Genomic DNA, 16,784 nt, shown 5'->3' on the forward strand with positions numbered 1-16,784 from the left:
CCGAGGGCCGCCGAACGGGCGTTTTGGGCCGCTCACTCTATCTGCAGGGCCCGTGCGACCCGTCTGCCCCCCGACGCGACGGATCGACCCCATGAGAGTGGCAGCCACTCATAAACGTTCGATGAACGCCGCTGCGGGCCTGGTCAGGCGGCGGCGGCAGGCTTGAGGAGATTGCGGACCTGAGCCGCTTCGGGCGCGCCCGCCTCCTCGTGGATCGACAGAGCTTCACGCCAGCAGGCCCGTGCGCGGTCGAGTTGTCCCAGGCCGACGAGAGACTCACCAAGCAGGGTCAGCACGTTGGCTCGCATCCACTCGCCACCAACACATCCGATGGCGAGGGCCTGTTCGGCGTGCTGGGCCGCCTGCCCGGCGTGGCGGTCCGCCAAGTACACCTGAGCGACGCGGTAGTGCGTCGTTCCCTCCCACAGGCGCTGGCGGTTTTCGGCGAAGATGCGAAGGGCGTCGTTCAGCTGCTCAAGCGCTTCCGAACGGCGATCCGCGTCACTCAGGGCAAGTCCGAGAGCGTACTTCGCGTTGGCCAGGCGGTACGTGACGCCGAGGTCGCTGTATATGGCGATCCCCTGCTGAGCGAGATCAATCGACTTGGTGGTGCGCCCCATCGCGAGGAGGGCCCGGGACAGATTGCACAGGGCGCTTGCCTCGCTGTGACGGTTGCCGTCGGCGCGGAATACGTCGATTGCCTGGCGCAGGTGCGTCTCGCTCACTGCCGGCTGGTTGATGCAGTTGTTGACGATCCCCTGTTCGTTAAGAGCGTTCCCGGTGGTCCACGGGTCTCCGGAGGTCGAGGCGAGCGCGGTGGCGTGCTCCAGCTCAACGGTGGCGTCGTCAAAGCGACCAACTTTGTTGAGCACTTGGGCAAGCGTCACGCGTGCTCGCCCTTCGGCAAGCGCGTCGCCTGCCGTGGCGGCGGCCTCGCACGCGGCGCGTGTCGCCATCTCGTACCGGTGCGAGATCGCTCCTGACTCCGCCAGGTCCTTCGCCGCGAGCAGTAGGTCCACGGCCCGTCGCAGGCTGCTCTTGCCGAGCGAATGCTGGACACACGCCAGGATGCAAGAGGCCTCCGCGTGCAGCCAGTCAAAGGCCTTGGTGCCGTCGGTGAAGTCCAGGCTGCCCCGGCCGGTCACTTCCAAATGGTCCGCAGTCCGGTCCCCCGGCCGCTCTATCGCATAGACCCGAGCCGCCGAAGCCAAGTAGTAGTCCAACAACCGCGACATGGCCGCATCCCGCTCGCTCGGCGGCTGCTCGTCCCGCTCCGCGCACGCACGCGCGTAGAGGCGGACCAGGTCGTGGTACCGGTACCGGCCCGGAGCCGCCGACTCGACCAAGGACGTGTCGACCAGGGACTCCAGCAGGTCCTCCGTCTCCTCCATCGGCAGGTCGAGTACCGCAGCAGCCGCCGCCAGCGAGAGGTCAGGGCCGTCCGCCAGGCCCAGCAGGCGGAATGCCCGTGCCTGCGCCGGCTCCAGTTGGCCGTAGCCCAGTTCGAACGTTGCCTTCACCGCCAGGTCGCCCGCCTGGAGTTCGTCCAGTCTGCGGCGCTCGTCCGCCAGCTTGGCGGCGAGCGTCGAGACCGTCCAGGTGCGGCGGGCTGCCAGGCGTGAAGCGGCGATGCGGATCGCCAGCGGCAGGAAGCCGCACGCCGCCACCACGTCCAGCGCGGCCTTTCGCTCCGACTGGACGCGTTCCTCGCCGACTATCCGGGTGAAGAGCAGCAGCGCTTCCTCCGGCGACATCACGTCCAGGTCCACCAGGTGCGCGCCCGCCAGGTCCACCATCCGGATACGGCTCGTCACCAGCGCCGCGCAGCCCTCCATGCCCGGAAGCAGCGGTCTCACCTGGGCCGCGTCCCGCGCGTTGTCCAGGACCACCAGGACCCGGCGGCCGTCCAGGACCGAGCGGTACAGCGCCGAACGTTCCTCCAAGGAGTCCGGAATCGCCGAATCCGAAGTGCCCAGGGCCCGTAGAAAAGCCCCCAGCACCGTCTCCGGCTCCGCCGCCCGAGCGCCCGCCCCCTGTAGGTCCACGTACAGCTGGCCGTCCGGGAAGTGCGTGCGCGTCACGTGGGCGACATGGACCGCCAAGGTCGTCTTGCCCACGCCCCCGATTCCCGCCAGCGCCGAGACCGCCATCACCCGGCCCTCCGCCGAGGAGAGGATCTCGCTCAGTTCGGAGACGAAAGATGCCCTACCCGTGAAGTCCGGGACCGTCGCCGGGAGCTGGGCCGGGCGTACCACCGCCGCCGCCGGCTCCGGGGCCGCCGCCGACGGTTCCGCAAGGGCCGGGTCCGCCTGCAGGATGCGTTGCTGCAGCTCCTTCAGGCCCGGGCGCGGGTCCACGCCCAGTTCGTCCGCCAGCAGGCGGCGCGTGTCCGCGTACACCGCAAGCGCCTCCGCCTGGCGCCCGCTGCGGTACAGCGCCAGCATCAGCAGCTCGCGCAGCCGCTCCCGCAGGGGATGCGCCGCCGTCAGCGCCGTCAGTTCCGAGACCGACTCCGCGTGGCAGCCGACCTCCAGGTCCATGTCCAGGCGCGACTCCAACAACTGAAGCCGCCACTCCTCCAAGCGGGCCCTCTGCGTCTCCGCGTACGGGCCCGGCACGTTCGCCAGAGGTTCGCCGTCCCACAGGCTCAGCGCCTTGTTGACCAGCGTCCGCGCCTGGCACAGGTCGGCCACGCCGCGTGCCTTCTCGGCCTCCGCCCACAGGTCCTCGGCGAGGGTGAGGTCGAGCGCGCCGTCGGCCACCACCACCGCGTAGCCGCCCGACTCGCTGACCAGGACGCCCGGCGGCAGCACCTTGCGCAGGCGCGATGCGTACGTGCGGACCGCCGCGAGGGCCTGGGACGGGGGCTCGTCGCCCCACAGGGCGTCGATCAGCTCCGATGCCGTGGCCGTGCGGCCGTCGCGCATGAGGAGGGCCGCGAGCAGGGCGCGCTGTTGCGGCGAGCCCATGGAGAGCTGCTCGGTGCCGAGCCACGCGCGTACAGGCCCGAGCACGCTGAACTGCGACGTCTGTTCGACCTCGGGGGTGCTCCCCGGGGCCGGACGCCGCTGCTCCGGTACTCGCGGTACACCGTCCATCGCTCCCCCTGCTGCCCTGCCGTGACCGGCCGTCGCCGTGCCTGGTCGTGCCTGGTTGTGCGTCGCGGGGCTGCCCTACCCGCGATTGCCGTTCGCCTATCCGTTCATGGTTCTTGCTCCCCGCCAGTTTGCCTTGTTCGCGGCGGATGCGTCAGCTCCGCGAGACGGCTCTCACAGGGTCCACGCACGAGCGGCCGAGCATTCATCGGCGTACAGAGAGCCGCAAGGGAGCAGCAAGGGAGCAGCAAGAGAGCCGCAAGAGAGTCCGCAAGAGAGCCTGCAAGAGAGCTGACGGGTCGTCAGATCGGCGCTACCGTGGTCGACATGGACACCACTGAGACCCTTCCGACGTTCCCGAGGATCATCTCGGTGGACGACCACACCGTTGAGCCCGCCCATGTCTGGCGGGACCGTCTCCCGGCGAAGTACCAGGACAGCGGGCCGCGCATCGTCCGTGCACCCCTGAAGGAAATGACCTTTATGGGCGGGAAGTTCGCCCCGGTGATGGGGGCGAAAGGGGATGACGGGCCCATTGGCGACTGGTGGGTCTATGAAGATCTGCATCGGCCGCTCACTCGGCTCGACACCGCCGTCGGGTACGACCGTGACGAGATCAAGCTCGAGGTGATTACGTACGAGCAGATGCGGCCGGGGTCGTTCAGCGTCCCGGACCGCCTCGCCGACATGGACGTCAATCACGTCCAGTCCGCCCTCTGTTTCCCCACGTTTCCCCGTTTCTGCGGGCAGACCTTCACCGAGGCCAAGGACCGCGAGCTCGGGCTGCTCGGCGTGCGCGCGTACAACGACTGGATGGTGGAGGAGTGGTGCGGTCCGGAAGCGCGCGGCCGGCTCATTCCACTCACCCTCATACCGCTCTGGGACGCCGAGCTCGCCGCCGCCGAGGTGCGCAGGAATGCGGCGCGCGGCGTGCGTGCGGTCGCGTTCTCCGAGATACCGCCCCATCTGGGCCTTCCCTCCATCCACACCGACGAGTGGGACCCCTTCCTGCGGGCCTGCGACGAGACCGGCACCGTCGTCGCCATGCACATCGGGTCGAGCAGCAAGATGCCGAGTACGTCGGCGGACGCACCGCCGGCCGTGGGGTCGACCATCACCTTCGCCAACTGCTGTTTCTCGATGGTGGACTGGCTGATGAGCGGGAAGTTCGAGCGGTTTCCCAATCTCAAGATCATGTATGCGGAGGGGCAGATCGGGTGGATTCCGTACATCCTTGAGCGTGCGGATGTGGTGTGGGAAGAGAATCGCGGGTGGGGCGGGGTCGCCGACAAGGTGCACCGGCCGCCGTCCGAGCTGTTCACGGAGCATGTGTACGGCTGCTTCTTCGATGACGCCTTCGGGCTGAAGAACCTCGACGCCATCGGGGTCGGGAATGTCCTGTACGAGACCGACTATCCGCACTCCGACTCGACCTGGCCCAAGTCCCGGGAAGTGGGGGAGTCGCAGATGGGGCACCTCGCGCCGGACGTCGTCGACCGGATCGTGCGGGGCAACGCCATCGAGCTGCTCGGGCTCACGAGTGATGGGTTGTGGGCCGCAGGCGAGGCGTGATTCGTGGGGGAGGGTCCGGCGTTCCGTGGGGGGCGGCCGGGCCCTTCTTCTTGCGCCACCCCTTGCCTGACGGTCCGTCAGCTACGACGATGTGTGCGTGTCGTCGGATATGACGGATCGTCAGGTCTAGATGGGTGGGTGGGCTTCTCATGGCGCAGGGCTTTCCGCAAGGGCGACTCGTGTACGGGATGCAGCTCCCGATCCAGTCGCAGAGCGCTATGTACGCGGAGGCGTGGGAGGCGGACGCCACCACCGAGGATCTCGCCGAGATCGCCCGCGTCGCCGATCGCAGTGGCTTCGCATATATAGCCAGTTGCGATCACGTGGCCATTCCGCGGCGGCTCGCTGAGGCCATGAGCACCATCTGGTACGACCCCGTGGCCACGCTCTCCTTCCTCGCCGGGATCACCGAGAACGTACGGCTGATGAGTCACGTCGCCGTCGTGGGCCTGAGGCATCCCCTCATCAGTGCCAAGCAGTACGCCACCCTCGACCGGCTCAGCGGCGGGCGGCTCGTCCTGGGGGTGGGGGCCGGGCACGTACAGGAGGAGTTCGATGCGGTCGGGGCCGACTTCGAGCGGCGCGGGCCCGTTCTCGACGAGACCATCGATGCCTTGAAGGCCGCCCTCGGCGCGGACGAGTATCCCGAACACCACGGTGAGTACTACGACTTCGAGGGGTTCGGGCAGCAACCGCGGCCCGTGCAGCCGCGCGTGCCGGTCTGGGTCGGCGGCTCGTCGCCCGCCGCCGTGCGCAGGGCCGCAGTGCGGGGCGACGGGTGGCTGCCGCAGGGGGATCCGCGCGACAAGCTGCCCGCGCAGATCGCCCGGCTCAGGCGGCTGCGGGAGGAGGCGGGGGTGCGGGAGCCGATCACGGTCGGGGCCATCGCCGAGCCGCTGTACGTGGGGGAGCCGGCCTGGTCCGTGGGGCGGCGCACGATCAGCGGGAAGCCGGACGCCATCGCGGAGTCGCTGCGTGCGTACGGGGTGATGGGCGTGCAGCAGATACAGGTGCGGTTCCGCTCGCGCAGCCGCAGTGAACTCACCGATCAGATGGCGGCGTTCGCCGCCGAAGTCGCTCCGCACCTCAACTGAGAGCTCACTCAAGGAGACTGGCATGGGCAAGCTGGACGGGCGCGTCGTCATCGTCACCGGCGCGGCACGCGGACAGGGCGAGCAGGAGGCCCGGCTCTTCGCCGCCGAGGGGGCGAAAGTCGTCATCGGGGACGTGCTCGACGACCAAGGGGAGGCGCTCGCCAAGGAGTTGGGCGAGGAGTCGGCCCGGTACGTGCATCTCGACGTCAGTCAGGAGGCCGACTGGCAGTCCGCCGTGGGCGCCGCCAAGGAAGCGTTCGGGAAGATCGACGGGCTGGTCAACAACGCCGGGATCCTGCGCTTCAACGAGCTGGTCAGCACGCCGCTGGAGGAATTCCAGCAGGTGATCCAGGTCAATCAGGTGGGCTGTTTCCTGGGCATCCGCACCGTTGCCCCCGAGATCGGGGCGGCCGGCGGCGGCACCATCGTGAACACCGCCTCGTACACGGCGATGACCGGCATGGCCTATGTCGGCGCGTACGCCGCGACCAAGCACGCCATCCTCGGGCTCACCCGCGTCGCGGCGATGGAGCTCGCGGGGCAGGGCATCCGCGTCAACGCCGTCTGCCCGGGGGCCGTCGACACCCCGATGACCAATCCGGCGCAGCTCGACCCCACCGCCGATCCGACCGAGGCGCGGGAGGCCGTCGCCGAGCTCTACAAGAAGCTCGTGCCGCTCGGGCGGATCGGGAAGCCCGAGGAGGTGGCCGCGCTCGCGCTCTTCCTCACCGGCGGGGACTCGGCGTACATCACCGGGCAGCCGTTCGTCATCGACGGCGGATGGCTGGCGGGGGTCAGCATTGTCTGACGATGCGTCAGTGCGGGGCGGTCGCGGGTATTGACGGTCCGTGCGACCGGTGGAACAGTCGACCCATCAAGATCTGACGGTGCGTCAGAAACTCCGTCGGAAACTCACGAGGATGGTGAACCTCCTTGGAATTCGGTCTCTTTGTACAGGGATACGTGCCCGCCAAGCGGGCCAAGGTCGACCCCGAAGCCGAGCACAAGGCGCTCATCGAGGAGACCGAGTACGTCATCCAGGCGGACAAGTCCGGGTTCAAGTACGCCTGGGCGTCCGAGCACCACTTCCTGGAGGAGTACTCACACCTCTCCGCCAACGACGTCTTCCTCGGCTATCTCGCCCACGCGACCGACCGCATCCATTTGGGCTCCGGCATCTTCAACCCGCTGGCCCCGGTGAACCACCCGGTCAAGGTCGCCGAGAAGGTCGCCATGCTCGACCATCTCTCCGAAGGGCGCTTCGAGTTCGGGTCGGGGCGCGGCGCCGGGTCGCACGAGATATTGGGCTTCATGCCGGGGATCACCGACATGAACCACACCAAGGAACTCTGGGAAGAGACCATCGCGGAGTTCCCCAAGATGTGGCTCCAGGACGAGTACGTCGGCTTCCAGGGCAAGCACTGGTCCCTGCCGCCGAGGAAGGTGCTTCCCAAGCCTTACGGGAAGTCCCACCCTGCCATGTGGTACGCCGCCGGGTCCCCCCCTTCGTATGCGATGGCAGGAGAGAAAGGGCTCGGGGTACTTGGCTTCAGCGTGCAGAAGGTCTCCGACATGGAGTGGGTCCTCGAGTCGTACAAGACGGCCGTGAAGGACGCCGAGCCGGTCGGGGCCTTCGTCAACGACAACGTCATGGTGACGTCGACCGCGATCTGTGCGGAGACGCACAAGAAGGCCGTCGAGATCGCGGTGAGCGGGGGTCTCAACTACCTGCAGTCGCTGCTCTTCCGGTACCACGACACCTTCCCGCGGCCCGAGGGCATCCCTCAGTGGCCCGAGCTGCTTCCCGAGTACAGCGAGGAGATCATCGAGCTGCTCATCGCCGAGGAGCTGATGATCTGCGGCGACCCGGACGAGGTGCTCACGCAGTGCAAGCGGTGGGAGCAGGCGGGGGCCGATCAGCTGTCGTTCGGGCTGCCCATCGGGATCTCGCCGGAGGACACGAAGAACACGATCAAGCTGATCGGTGAGCATGTGATCCCGAAGATCGATACGGATCCTGTGCACCGGACTGCGCGTATGCGGGGTGCCTCCGGCGGTTGAGCCGCCCCCTTCTGCTGCCCCGGCTTCCCCTCCCGGACGGAGGCCGGGGCTCCCCCCTTCGCCCTTCGGGCGTGTCCTCAAGCGCCGGACGGGCTTGATCTCTCCCACCCACCCACCCGATTACCCCGAAGGGGGACTTGCACCGTCATGCTTGATCACCTCATCAAGGGCGCCACCGTCGTCGACGGGACCGGAGCCCCCGCGCGCGTCGCCGACGTAGGCATCCGGGGCGGGCGCATAGCCGTCATCGCCGAACCAGGCACCGTCACCGAGTCGGCCACGACCAGCGAAGACGCCCGAGGGCGCGTCCTCGCGCCCGGGTTCGTCGATCCGCATACGCACTACGACGCCCAGCTGTTCTGGGATCCGTACGCCACGCCCTCCCTCAACCACGGGGTCACCACCGTCGCCGGCGGCAACTGCGGCTTCACGCTTGCCCCGTTGAACCCGGCACGCCCCGAAGACGCCGACTACACACGGCGGATGATGTCCAAGGTCGAGGGCATGTCGCTCGTCGCACTCGAAGAGGGCGCGCCCTGGTCGTGGAGCTCGTTCGGGGAGTATCTCGACGCCTTGGAGGGGCGCGTCGCCGTCAACGCGGGCTTCATGGTGGGGCATTGCGCACTGCGCCGGTACGTCATGGGCGCGGACGCGGTCGGCGGCCAACCGACCCCCGCACAGCTGGAGGAGATGCTGAGCCTCTTCCACGACGCCATGGACGCCGGCGCCTGGGGGCTCTCCACCACCCAGTCCTCCACCCACTCGGACGGCGACGGGCAGCCGGTGGCATCCCGGCACGCGAAGCCCGATGAGCTGCTCGCGCTCAGCCGGGCCGTCGCCGAGCACGAGGGAACGCAGCTCGAAGCCATCGTCGCGGGGTGTCTGGACCAGTTCAGCGACGACGAGATCGACCTCTTCGTCGACATGAGCGCGGCCGCCGGGCGGCCGCTCAACTGGAACGTCCTCACCATCGACTCCGCCGTGCCCGAGCGCGTGCCGCGCCAGCTGATCCCCAGCGAGCGCGCCCGCAAGGCGGGCGGCCGCATCGTCGCCCTCACCATGCCGATCCTCACCCCCATGAACATGTCGCTCGGCACCTTCTGCGCCCTGAATCTGATCCCCGGATGGGGAGACGTCCTCGGCCTGCCCGTTCCCGAGCGCATCGCCAAGCTGCGCGACCCGGACGTCAGGGCCGGGATGCTGCGGCGCGCCGACAGCAAGGAAGCGGGGGTCTTCCGGCGGCTCGCGCACTTCGACCGGTACGTCATCGGAGACACGTACTCGAAGGAGAACGAAGGGCTGACGGGGCGCGTCGTCCGCGACATCGCCGCCGAGCGCGGCCAGGAGCCCTTCGAGTGCCTCGTCGAGATCTGCGCCAACGACGATCTGCGTACGGTCCTGTGGCCCATGCCCTCCGACAACGACCCCGAATCGTGGGCCCTGCGCCAGGAGGCCTGGCAGCACGAGGACGTCATGCTGGGCGGCTCCGACGCGGGCGCGCACCTGGACCGGATGTGCGGCGCCCCGTACACGACGCGGTTCATCGGGGACTGTCTGCGGGGGCGGAAATTGGTCGGCCTCGAAGAAGCGGTGAAGATGCTCACCGACGATCCCGCCCAGCTCTTCGGGCTGCGGGACCGCGGGCGCATCCAGGAGGGCTTCCACGCCGACCTCGTCCTCTTCGACCCCGAGCGCATCGACGCGGGCAAGGCGACCCTGGTGCACGACCTGCCGGGGGACAGCCCGCGCCTCGACTCGAAGGCGATCGGCATCAACGCGGTGTGGGTCAACGGAGTCGAGACCATCCGTGAGGACCAGGTGACGGGCGCGACCCCCGGCACGGTGCTCCGCTCGGGCCGGGACACCAGGACGGTGAGCACCAAGTGACGGACTCCGAACTCCCCGGCGAGCAGCGGCTGTTCATCGGCGGCGAGTGGACCGAGCCCGACGGCGGCCACTACGAGGTGATCAACCCGGCGACCGAGGGCGTCGTCGGGCTCGCCCCCGAAGCGAGCCGCGCGCAGGTGCACCAGGCGGCGACCGCCGCCCGGGAGGCCTTCGCCACCTGGTCGCGCACGACACCCGAGGAGCGGGCCGCGGTCCTCGACCGGGCCGCCGCGATCATGCAGCGCGATTTCGCGTCGTACGCCGAACTCGCCCAGGCCGAGAGCGGCGCGACGACCGGGACGGCGCGCGGGATGCAGGTCGCGGTGTCGGTGGCGCGCTTCAAGCGGTACGCGAAGGGGGCCATGGAGCCGGTCGAGACGGCTCTGCCTCCGCAGATCAGTGAAGCCGGGCCGATGGGCAGGGCGGGCGTCCTCGGGGCGCTCGCCGTGCGCCAGCCGGTGGGCGTCGTCACCTGCATCACCTCGTACAACAACCCCTGGGCCAATCCCGCGGGCAAGGTCGCGCCCGCCCTGGCCATGGGCAACACGGTCGTGGTGAAGCCCGCGCCGCAGGACCCGCTGTCGGTGTACCGGATGGCGGCCGCGCTGGAGGAGGCGGGGGCGCCGGCGGGCGTGGTGAACGTCGTGTCGGGCGCGCGCCCGGAGGTCGGGGAGGCGGCCGTCGACTCCGGGGACGTCGACATGGTCAGCTTCACCGGCTCGACGTCGGTCGGGCAGCGCATCGCCGAGGTGTGCGGCCGCGACATGAAGCGGCAGCTGATGGAGCTGGGCGGCAAGGGCGCGGCGCTCGTCTTCGACGACGCGGACCTGGACGCTGCGGTGGCGGGGACAGGGACGACGTTCGCCTTCTACAGCGGACAGATCTGCACGGCCCCGACGCGAGTGATCGCGCATCGGGCGATCTACGACGACCTCATCGAGAAGCTGAAGACCTACATCGGCTACATGAAGGTCGGCGATCCGCGGGACAAGGGCACGGTCGTCGGCCCGGTGATCTCGTCCGCACACCGGGACCGCATCGAGTCGTACGTGGAGCTTGGCCGCAAGGAGGGAGCGCGGGTGGTGGCGGGCGGCGAGCGCCCGGCGTTCGACCGCGGCTTCTACGTCGCCCCGACGCTGCTCGCGGACTGCACGAACGACATGCGGGTGGTGCGGGAGGAGATCTTCGGCCCGGTGGTCGTGGTGGTCCCCTTCGAGGACGAGGAAGAAGGCATCGCCCTCGCCAACGACAGCGACTACGGCCTCATCGACTACGTCTGGTCGGCGGACGTGGCCCGCGCCTTCCGGGTGGCACGGCGGCTGCGGGCGGGCGGGGTCGGCGTGAACACCATCGGGCGGAACATGGAGGCGCCGTTCGGGGGGTTCAAGAAGAGCGGGGTGGGCCGGGACGTGGGGTCGTACGCGCTGCACGCGTACAGCGAGCTGCAGTCGATCGTCTGGCCGGGGTGAGCGAATAAATCGGAGCCAATGGAGCAAAACGGGCGACAGTGTCTCGTGAAAAGTCCCTTATGTGAAGTGTGAGATGACGCTCGGGAAAAATTTGAAACGGGTTAAACCGGACAGTGCTGCGGTTCCCGCATATCGGACGGCCCGAGATTTGCCTGGCAATGGCCGACCGATTCGGTTGAGGGGTCAATCAATCGATGGCGCCTGACCCATTTCATCCATCGATTGGAAGCCGAAAGATCCGGATCTCATCCCTCCGGATGTGGAAACCGCAGGACTTAACGTCCTGTTCATGAGCCAGTTGGACGTACGGCCCCAGGCCGGAGACACGGTAAGCGGCGCCCCCGACGGGGGCGTACGCGCCAAAGGCCTCGGCGGGAACTCCGTGGGCCTCATGGGCAGCGCCGTCATCGGCATCTCGACCGTCGCCCCCGTCTACTGCCTGACCTCGACCCTCGGCTCCACAGCCGGCGAGGTCGGTCTGGCCATGCCCGCGGTCTTCCTCGCGGGCTTCCTGCCGATGCTCCTGGTGGCCTTCGCCTACCGCGAGCTCAACAAGGCCATGCCCGACTGCGGCACATCCTTCACCTGGACCGTCAAGGCCTTCGGCCCGCGGATCGGCTGGATGTGCGGCTGGGGCCTGGTCATCGCGACGATCATCGTCCTCTCCAACCTGGCAGGCGTCGCGACCTCGTACTTCTGGCTCCTGGCAGGCGAAATAACGAGCAACGACTCGGTGGCCGCCCTGGACGACAACAAGGCCGTCCACATCGCCACGTGCCTCGCCCTGATCGCGGCGGCCACGGCCATCAGCTATCGGGGGATGACGGCTACGAAGGGGGTGCAGTACCTCCTGGTCGGGCTGCAGCTCGTGGTCCTCGCCCTGTTCGTCGTCATGGCCCTGGGCAAGGCCCGCAGCGGTGACCTCGCCGGATCGATGGACTTCTCCTGGTCCTGGCTGAACCCGTTCTCCGTCCAGTCCTTCGGCGCCTTCACGGCCGGACTCTCCCTTTCGATCTTCATGTTCTGGGGATGGGACGCATGTCTGACCGCCAATGAGGAGACCACCGGCAGCGAGAAGACCCCCGGCCGCGCGGCGCTCATCTCGATGGTCGTCCTGATCGGCTCCTATCTCGCCACCGGCATCGCCGCCCAGATGGCCGTCGGCTCCGGCGACAAGGGTCTCGGCCTCGCCAACCCGGACACCTCCGACAACGTCTTCGCCGCGCTCGCAGGACCCATCATGGGCAGCGGCCTCGGCATCCTGCTCTTCATCGCCGTCCTCGCCTCGGCCGCCGCGAGCCTCCAGACGACCTTCATCCCGGTGGCCCGCACGGTCCTCGCCATGTCGGCGTACGAGGCCCTGCCCGCGTCCTACTCGCGCGTGCACCCCCGTTTCAAGACCCCGGGCCGCGCGACGGTCGTCGCGGGTGTCGCCACGGGCGTCTTCTACACGGTCATGACCCTGGTCTCCGAGCACGTCCTGGTCGACACGATCTACGCCCTCGGCCTCATGATCTGCTTCTACTACGCGCTGACGGCCTTCGCCTGCGCCTGGTACTTCCGGCGCACGCTCTTCGCTTCCGCCCGCGACTTCGCCTTCAAGGGCTTCTTCCCGGTCTTCGGCGGCATCCTGCTGACCGCCGTCTTCCTCAAGACGCTGGTGGACATGTGGAACCCGGAGTACGGCAGCGGCTCCTCGGTCTTCGGTGTCGGCTCGGTCTTCGTGATCGGCGTGGGCCTGCTGCTCCTCGGCGTGGTGATCATGCTGGTGATGGGCCGCAAGAGCCCGGCGTTCTTCCGGGGCGAAGTGCTGAAGCGCGACACCCCTGCACTGGTCGTCGCGGACTGACCCTCCAGTTCGCGCTGGAGGGTCTGCGCGCCGTGCTTGTCGTCTAGTCGCGGCCCAGGAAGATCGGGTTCGTGAACGCCGCAAGCGGGCCCGGCAGGCCCGTCACCACCGGTGCGTGGCGGACCTCCGCGCGGACGTACGCCGCGTACGAGGCCGTCGTCTGCCACTGGGCCGTGCCTGTTCCCGATTCGGGGAGGGCCGGGGATGTGAACAGGACGCCCTGGTCCGTCACGAAGCGGATCGTGCAGCCGGGGGTGCCTGTCACGTCGACGCGGACCGTCACTGGTGCGTCATGGTCCACGGGGAGGCGTTCGCCGATGCCTGCCTGTTTGCCCTTGCCGCCTGTCGCCGTGAACTTCAGGGAGACCTTTTTGGACTCGGCCACGTAGCTGTGGCCCGCGCGGATGCCGGCCTGGATGGCCTCGCGGGTCAGGTCGTCGGCGAGGACGACCGTCTGCGGGGAGCCGACGGGGTCGGGGTCGCGGTGGGCGTCGCTGTTGCCCATGGCGGGGATCCACGGCTTGCGGGCGCGGACCGAGGCGACGAGGGTGCTGTCCCAGTCGGCCAGCGAGACCTCGTCGTCCGGGGTGTACGCGCCGTTCCACACCTCCACCGCGTCCGCCTCGCCGAAGCCGAACTTCCAGTTGCAGCCGATGCAGGTGGCGTGCGGGTGGGCGGGGACGACGAGGCCGCCCGCGTCGCGGATCTCGCGGGCGTACCTGCCGAAGCGGTTGTCGCGGGCGCGGTAGCGCCAGTCGATGAAGGTGCCGGGGTCCGTGCCGAGGGCGACCAGGTGGCCGTTGCGGGTCGTCACCTCCTCGCCCAGCATGATGAGTAGGTCGTCGCCCGCCTGGTCGGCCCAATGGGCGTGTGCCGAGTGCGTGTTGTGCTCGGAGGTGTTGATGAAGTCGAGGCCCGCCGCGCGGGCGAGTGCCGCGATCTCGGCCGGGGTGCGCCTGCCGTCGGAGTACCAGGAGTGGAGATGGCAGTCGCCGCGGTACCAGGCGCGGCCCCGGCCCTTCGCGCGCTCGGGTGGGTAGACGGGCTTCGGCGTCTTGCCGGGCTCCCCGTGCTTGAGGGTGATCGTCACCTCGTAGGGCAGGCCTTGCGGGGCGACGGTGTAGGGGCCGAGCGCGATGTTCCAGGTGCCGGCCTTGACCGGTCCCGGGATGTAGCCGGGGGTCGCGTCGTCGGCGCGGATGAAGAACTCGGTGCGTGCGCCGCCCGACCAGCCGCGGAAGCCCTTGCCGCCGAGCGCGGTGCCGCGCTGGTCGAAGACGCCGATGTCGAGTGCGTTGTTCTGGGTGCCTGCCGGGACCGTCGCCTTCTCGTACTTGTACGCGACGTGGATCTCCCGTACGCCGTCCGGGACTTCGACCGGCAGATACACGAAGTCGGGCGACCCGGTGGGCAGCGTGCCGCGCACCACCTTGGTCTCGTCGTCACTTCCGGGTGCACGCCCTGCGGCGCTCGCGAAGCTCACGCTGTTCAACGTAAGCGCGGCGGCGGCTCCCGTCACGAGGAGTCCGCGCCGGTTCAGGGGTGTGTCGGCGGCTCTGCTGCGGTGGTGTAGCTCGTCCTCGCACATGTGGCGGCTCCCCAGGGTGTCGTGTGGGACTGCAGGGCAACCCTGGTATTCAGCCGTGAACTTCCCGGCAAGGGAAGGCAATTGACAGACTTACGGGTGGTGTCGGGCGTGCGTGCGGCAGTGCCTAGGCTTTCGCGCCCGCCTTCCGCAGCACCGTGGCCGTCTCCTCGTGCGGGCCCTGCAGCGCCCAGTACAGCGGGGTGTTCCCCTTGCCCCGGTCCTCGCGGAGGTTGGGGTCCGCGCCGTGCGCGAGGAGTTCGTGGACTGCTTCGGTGTAGCCCCAGCACGCCGCCCCGCACAGCGGCGTGCCCTGGTCGCCGTGGCCGCTCTCCGCGTCGGGGTCGGCGCCTGCCGCGAGGAGCGCGCGGACGATGGGGGCGTTGCCCTGGACGGAGGCGATGTAGAGGGGGGTCGTGCCGTCGGGGTCGGGGGTGCGCGGGTCGGCGCCCGCGCGCAGCAGCGATTCCACCTCGGTGGGGAGGCCGAGCAGCGCGGCCAGGACCAGTCGTTTCGTCAGCTTCTTGCGGCGCCTTCTGTTCATGGGGGTCAGGTTAGGTCGGCGGGTTGCGTGCGGGCGTCTGATTTTCGGCTCCCCCGTGCGGCGGAGGCGCGGGGCGCGGAGTCCGCTCGTACGCCGATGTGGGTGGCGTGCCTGCCTCGGCAGCATGGGCCGCATGATGAAGCTGAGCGCACTGCCGGACGTCCCCCGCTGGGCCGTGATCGCCGCCCACGCCGTCCCTCTGGCCACCCTGCCCTCCGGGCTGTGGCGGGTCGCCCTGGCCGCGGGGCTCCCCGTGGCCAAGGACCCGTTCCCGGGCGGGTGGGAGACGGTGTACGTGCTGGGGCTCAGCGTCGTCGCGGAGTGTCTGGCCCTGCTGACCCTCGGCCTGGTGCGGGGGTGGGGCGAGGTCGTACCGGCGTGGGTGCCGCTGCTCGGCGGGCGCCGGGTGCCGACGATGGCGGCGGTGGTTCCGGCGTCGCTGGGGGCGGCGGGGCTGCTGGGCCTTGTGGCCTGGTCGTTCTACGCCCACATGGCGGGCCTGGGCTCGGGGGCCACCGACACCCCGGTCCAGGAGGTGATCCTCGTCGCCTGCTATCTGCCGCTCCTCGCGTGGGCGCCGCTGCTGATCGCGGTGACGGTGGCGTACTACCGGCGGCGGAAGGGACACACGGGCGCGGCATGGACTCCTGCGCCGCTGACGGCTAGGAAGTGAGCCCCGCCCCCCCCGCCGACCGGAGGCCGACCCATGCGAGTTGCCGCCACGATCTATCTCACCGACGAGACCATCACCCCGATCCGCCTGGCCCAGGAGCTGGAGCAGCGGGGCTTCGCGGGGCTCTACCTCCCCGAGCACTCCCACATCCCCGTGGCCCGCGAAACCCCCTACCCCGGTGGTGAACTCCCGCCCGAGTGCGCCCGGATGCTCAACCCCTTCGTCGCCCTCGCGCAGGCCGCCGCCGTCACCCGGACCCTCTGCCTCGGCACGAACATCACGCTCGTCGGGCAGCACGACCCCATCGACCTCGCCAAGCAGATCGCCACCCTCGACCATCTCTCCGGCGGCCGCTTCACCCTCGGCATCGGCTACGGCTGGAACCGTGAGGAGGCCGCCGACCACGGAGTCCACTGGCCCACCCGGCGCGCCCTCGTGCGGGACCGGATGGCGGTCATGCGGGCCCTCTGGGACGCCCAACCCACCGCCTACGAGGGTGAGTTCGCGAGCGTAAGGGCCAGTGACGTACACCCGAAGCCGCGGCTGGCCCCCCGGGAGCGCAAGCAACACGGGCCACCCCTGCACGGCCCCCGCACCCTCATCGGCGGCGCCGCAGGCCCCAAGCTCTTCGCGCACATCGCGGAGTACGCCGACGGCTGGCTGCCCATCGGCGGCGGTGGCCTGCGCGAGTCCCTTCCGACGCTCAGGGAGGCATGGGCGGACGCGGGCCGCCCGCCCGGTGACCTGTACGTCGCCCTCTCGGCGGTCGAGCCGACCCCCGGCAAGCTCGCCCACTACGCCGACCTCGGCATCGACGAAGTCATCGTGCAGCTGCCCGCCCGCGAGGAGGCCGGCGTACTGGAGGCGCTCGACGGATTCCAGCGATACGTGCACCTCACAACGGCCGCCGGAAACCAGCACTGACCTGTAGCTGTTTCTGTCGGCGCCCGCTCGT

The 16,784-nt window shown here is 69.4% G+C and carries 12 protein-coding genes; 9 read left to right on the top strand and 3 right to left on the bottom strand.

The window, feature by feature from the left end; genetic code table 11:
• Positions 1 to 143 precede the first annotated feature (143 nt).
• A complete protein-coding gene (locus tag AB0G47_RS38385) occupies positions 144 to 3,098 on the bottom strand; it encodes a BTAD domain-containing putative transcriptional regulator (protein ID WP_360779944.1) in 2,955 nt (984 codons plus the stop codon).
• A 324-nt stretch (positions 3,099 to 3,422) separates the two neighbouring features.
• Between AB0G47_RS38385 and AB0G47_RS38390 the strand changes: the two genes are divergently transcribed.
• The 7 genes from AB0G47_RS38390 (at position 3,423) to AB0G47_RS38420 (ending at position 13,027) form a co-directional block, all read left to right on the top strand.
• On the top strand, positions 3,423 to 4,667 hold the full coding sequence (locus AB0G47_RS38390; protein WP_360779947.1) for an amidohydrolase family protein: 1,245 nt from the start codon (positions 3,423 to 3,425) through the stop codon (positions 4,665 to 4,667).
• Positions 4,668 to 4,816: 149 nt separating this feature from the next.
• Entirely contained in the window at positions 4,817 to 5,761 is a 945-nt protein-coding gene (locus tag AB0G47_RS38395) for an LLM class F420-dependent oxidoreductase (RefSeq protein WP_360779949.1), read from the top strand.
• 22 nt (positions 5,762 to 5,783) lie between these two features.
• The gene (locus tag AB0G47_RS38400; protein ID WP_360779952.1) at positions 5,784 to 6,569 is read left to right on the top strand and encodes a glucose 1-dehydrogenase; all 786 of its coding nucleotides are present in this window, start codon (positions 5,784 to 5,786) and stop codon (positions 6,567 to 6,569) included.
• A 125-nt stretch (positions 6,570 to 6,694) separates the two neighbouring features.
• Positions 6,695 to 7,822, top strand: coding sequence for an LLM class flavin-dependent oxidoreductase (locus AB0G47_RS38405; RefSeq protein WP_360779955.1), 1,128 nt, complete (start codon positions 6,695 to 6,697; stop codon positions 7,820 to 7,822).
• Positions 7,823 to 7,969: 147 nt separating this feature from the next.
• A complete protein-coding gene (locus AB0G47_RS38410; RefSeq protein WP_360779958.1) occupies positions 7,970 to 9,709 on the top strand; it encodes a D-aminoacylase in 1,740 nt (579 codons plus the stop codon).
• Positions 9,706 to 11,178, top strand: a complete 1,473-nt coding sequence (locus AB0G47_RS38415) for an aldehyde dehydrogenase family protein (protein ID WP_360779960.1) — start codon at positions 9,706 to 9,708, stop codon at positions 11,176 to 11,178. Before AB0G47_RS38410 ends, AB0G47_RS38415 begins: the two co-directional genes overlap by 4 nt.
• Positions 11,179 to 11,467: 289 nt before the next feature.
• Positions 11,468 to 13,027 (top strand): APC family permease, encoded by a 1,560-nt coding sequence (locus tag AB0G47_RS38420; RefSeq protein WP_360779962.1) that lies wholly within the window; start codon positions 11,468 to 11,470, stop codon positions 13,025 to 13,027.
• A 43-nt stretch (positions 13,028 to 13,070) separates the two neighbouring features.
• Here AB0G47_RS38420 and AB0G47_RS38425 read toward each other — a convergent pair whose 3' ends face one another.
• Positions 13,071 to 14,615, bottom strand: coding sequence for a CehA/McbA family metallohydrolase (locus tag AB0G47_RS38425; protein ID WP_360779964.1), 1,545 nt, complete (start codon positions 14,613 to 14,615; stop codon positions 13,071 to 13,073).
• A 124-nt stretch (positions 14,616 to 14,739) separates the two neighbouring features.
• Positions 14,740 to 15,156: an ankyrin repeat domain-containing protein gene (locus AB0G47_RS38430; RefSeq protein WP_360779967.1), complete on the bottom strand. Its 417-nt coding sequence runs from the start codon at positions 15,154 to 15,156 to the stop codon at positions 14,740 to 14,742.
• A gap of 133 nt (positions 15,157 to 15,289) precedes the next feature.
• Between AB0G47_RS38430 and AB0G47_RS38435 the strand changes: the two genes are divergently transcribed.
• Together AB0G47_RS38435 and AB0G47_RS38440 are read left to right on the top strand one after the other, a co-directional pair.
• The gene (locus AB0G47_RS38435) at positions 15,290 to 15,829 is read left to right on the top strand and encodes a hypothetical protein (RefSeq protein WP_360779970.1); all 540 of its coding nucleotides are present in this window, start codon (positions 15,290 to 15,292) and stop codon (positions 15,827 to 15,829) included.
• Between the two features lie 33 nt (positions 15,830 to 15,862).
• Positions 15,863 to 16,753, top strand: a complete 891-nt coding sequence (locus AB0G47_RS38440) for an LLM class F420-dependent oxidoreductase (protein ID WP_360779973.1) — start codon at positions 15,863 to 15,865, stop codon at positions 16,751 to 16,753.
• The last annotated feature ends 31 nt before the right edge of the window (positions 16,754 to 16,784 follow it).

It is taken from the genome of Streptomyces sp. NPDC021622 (assembly GCF_040640795.1).
In the GTDB taxonomy this organism is placed as follows: domain Bacteria; phylum Actinomycetota; class Actinomycetes; order Streptomycetales; family Streptomycetaceae; genus Streptomyces.

What these genes read in the sequence shown, in the direction of transcription:
- AB0G47_RS38385 (WP_360779944.1), bottom strand. Translation starts at nt 3,098, where the DNA reads ATGGACGGTGTACCGCGAGTACCGGAGCAGCGGCGTCCGGCCCCGGGG.
- AB0G47_RS38390 (WP_360779947.1), top strand. Translation starts at nt 3,423, where the DNA reads ATGGACACCACTGAGACCCTTCCGACGTTCCCGAGGATCATCTCGGTG.
- AB0G47_RS38395 (WP_360779949.1), top strand. Translation starts at nt 4,817, where the DNA reads ATGGCGCAGGGCTTTCCGCAAGGGCGACTCGTGTACGGGATGCAGCTC.
- AB0G47_RS38400 (WP_360779952.1), top strand. Translation starts at nt 5,784, where the DNA reads ATGGGCAAGCTGGACGGGCGCGTCGTCATCGTCACCGGCGCGGCACGC.
- AB0G47_RS38410 (WP_360779958.1), top strand. Translation starts at nt 7,970, where the DNA reads ATGCTTGATCACCTCATCAAGGGCGCCACCGTCGTCGACGGGACCGGA.
- AB0G47_RS38420 (WP_360779962.1), top strand. Translation starts at nt 11,468, where the DNA reads ATGAGCCAGTTGGACGTACGGCCCCAGGCCGGAGACACGGTAAGCGGC.
- AB0G47_RS38425 (WP_360779964.1), bottom strand. Translation starts at nt 14,615, where the DNA reads ATGTGCGAGGACGAGCTACACCACCGCAGCAGAGCCGCCGACACACCC.
- AB0G47_RS38430 (WP_360779967.1), bottom strand. Translation starts at nt 15,156, where the DNA reads ATGAACAGAAGGCGCCGCAAGAAGCTGACGAAACGACTGGTCCTGGCC.
- AB0G47_RS38435 (WP_360779970.1), top strand. Translation starts at nt 15,290, where the DNA reads ATGATGAAGCTGAGCGCACTGCCGGACGTCCCCCGCTGGGCCGTGATC.
- AB0G47_RS38440 (WP_360779973.1), top strand. Translation starts at nt 15,863, where the DNA reads ATGCGAGTTGCCGCCACGATCTATCTCACCGACGAGACCATCACCCCG.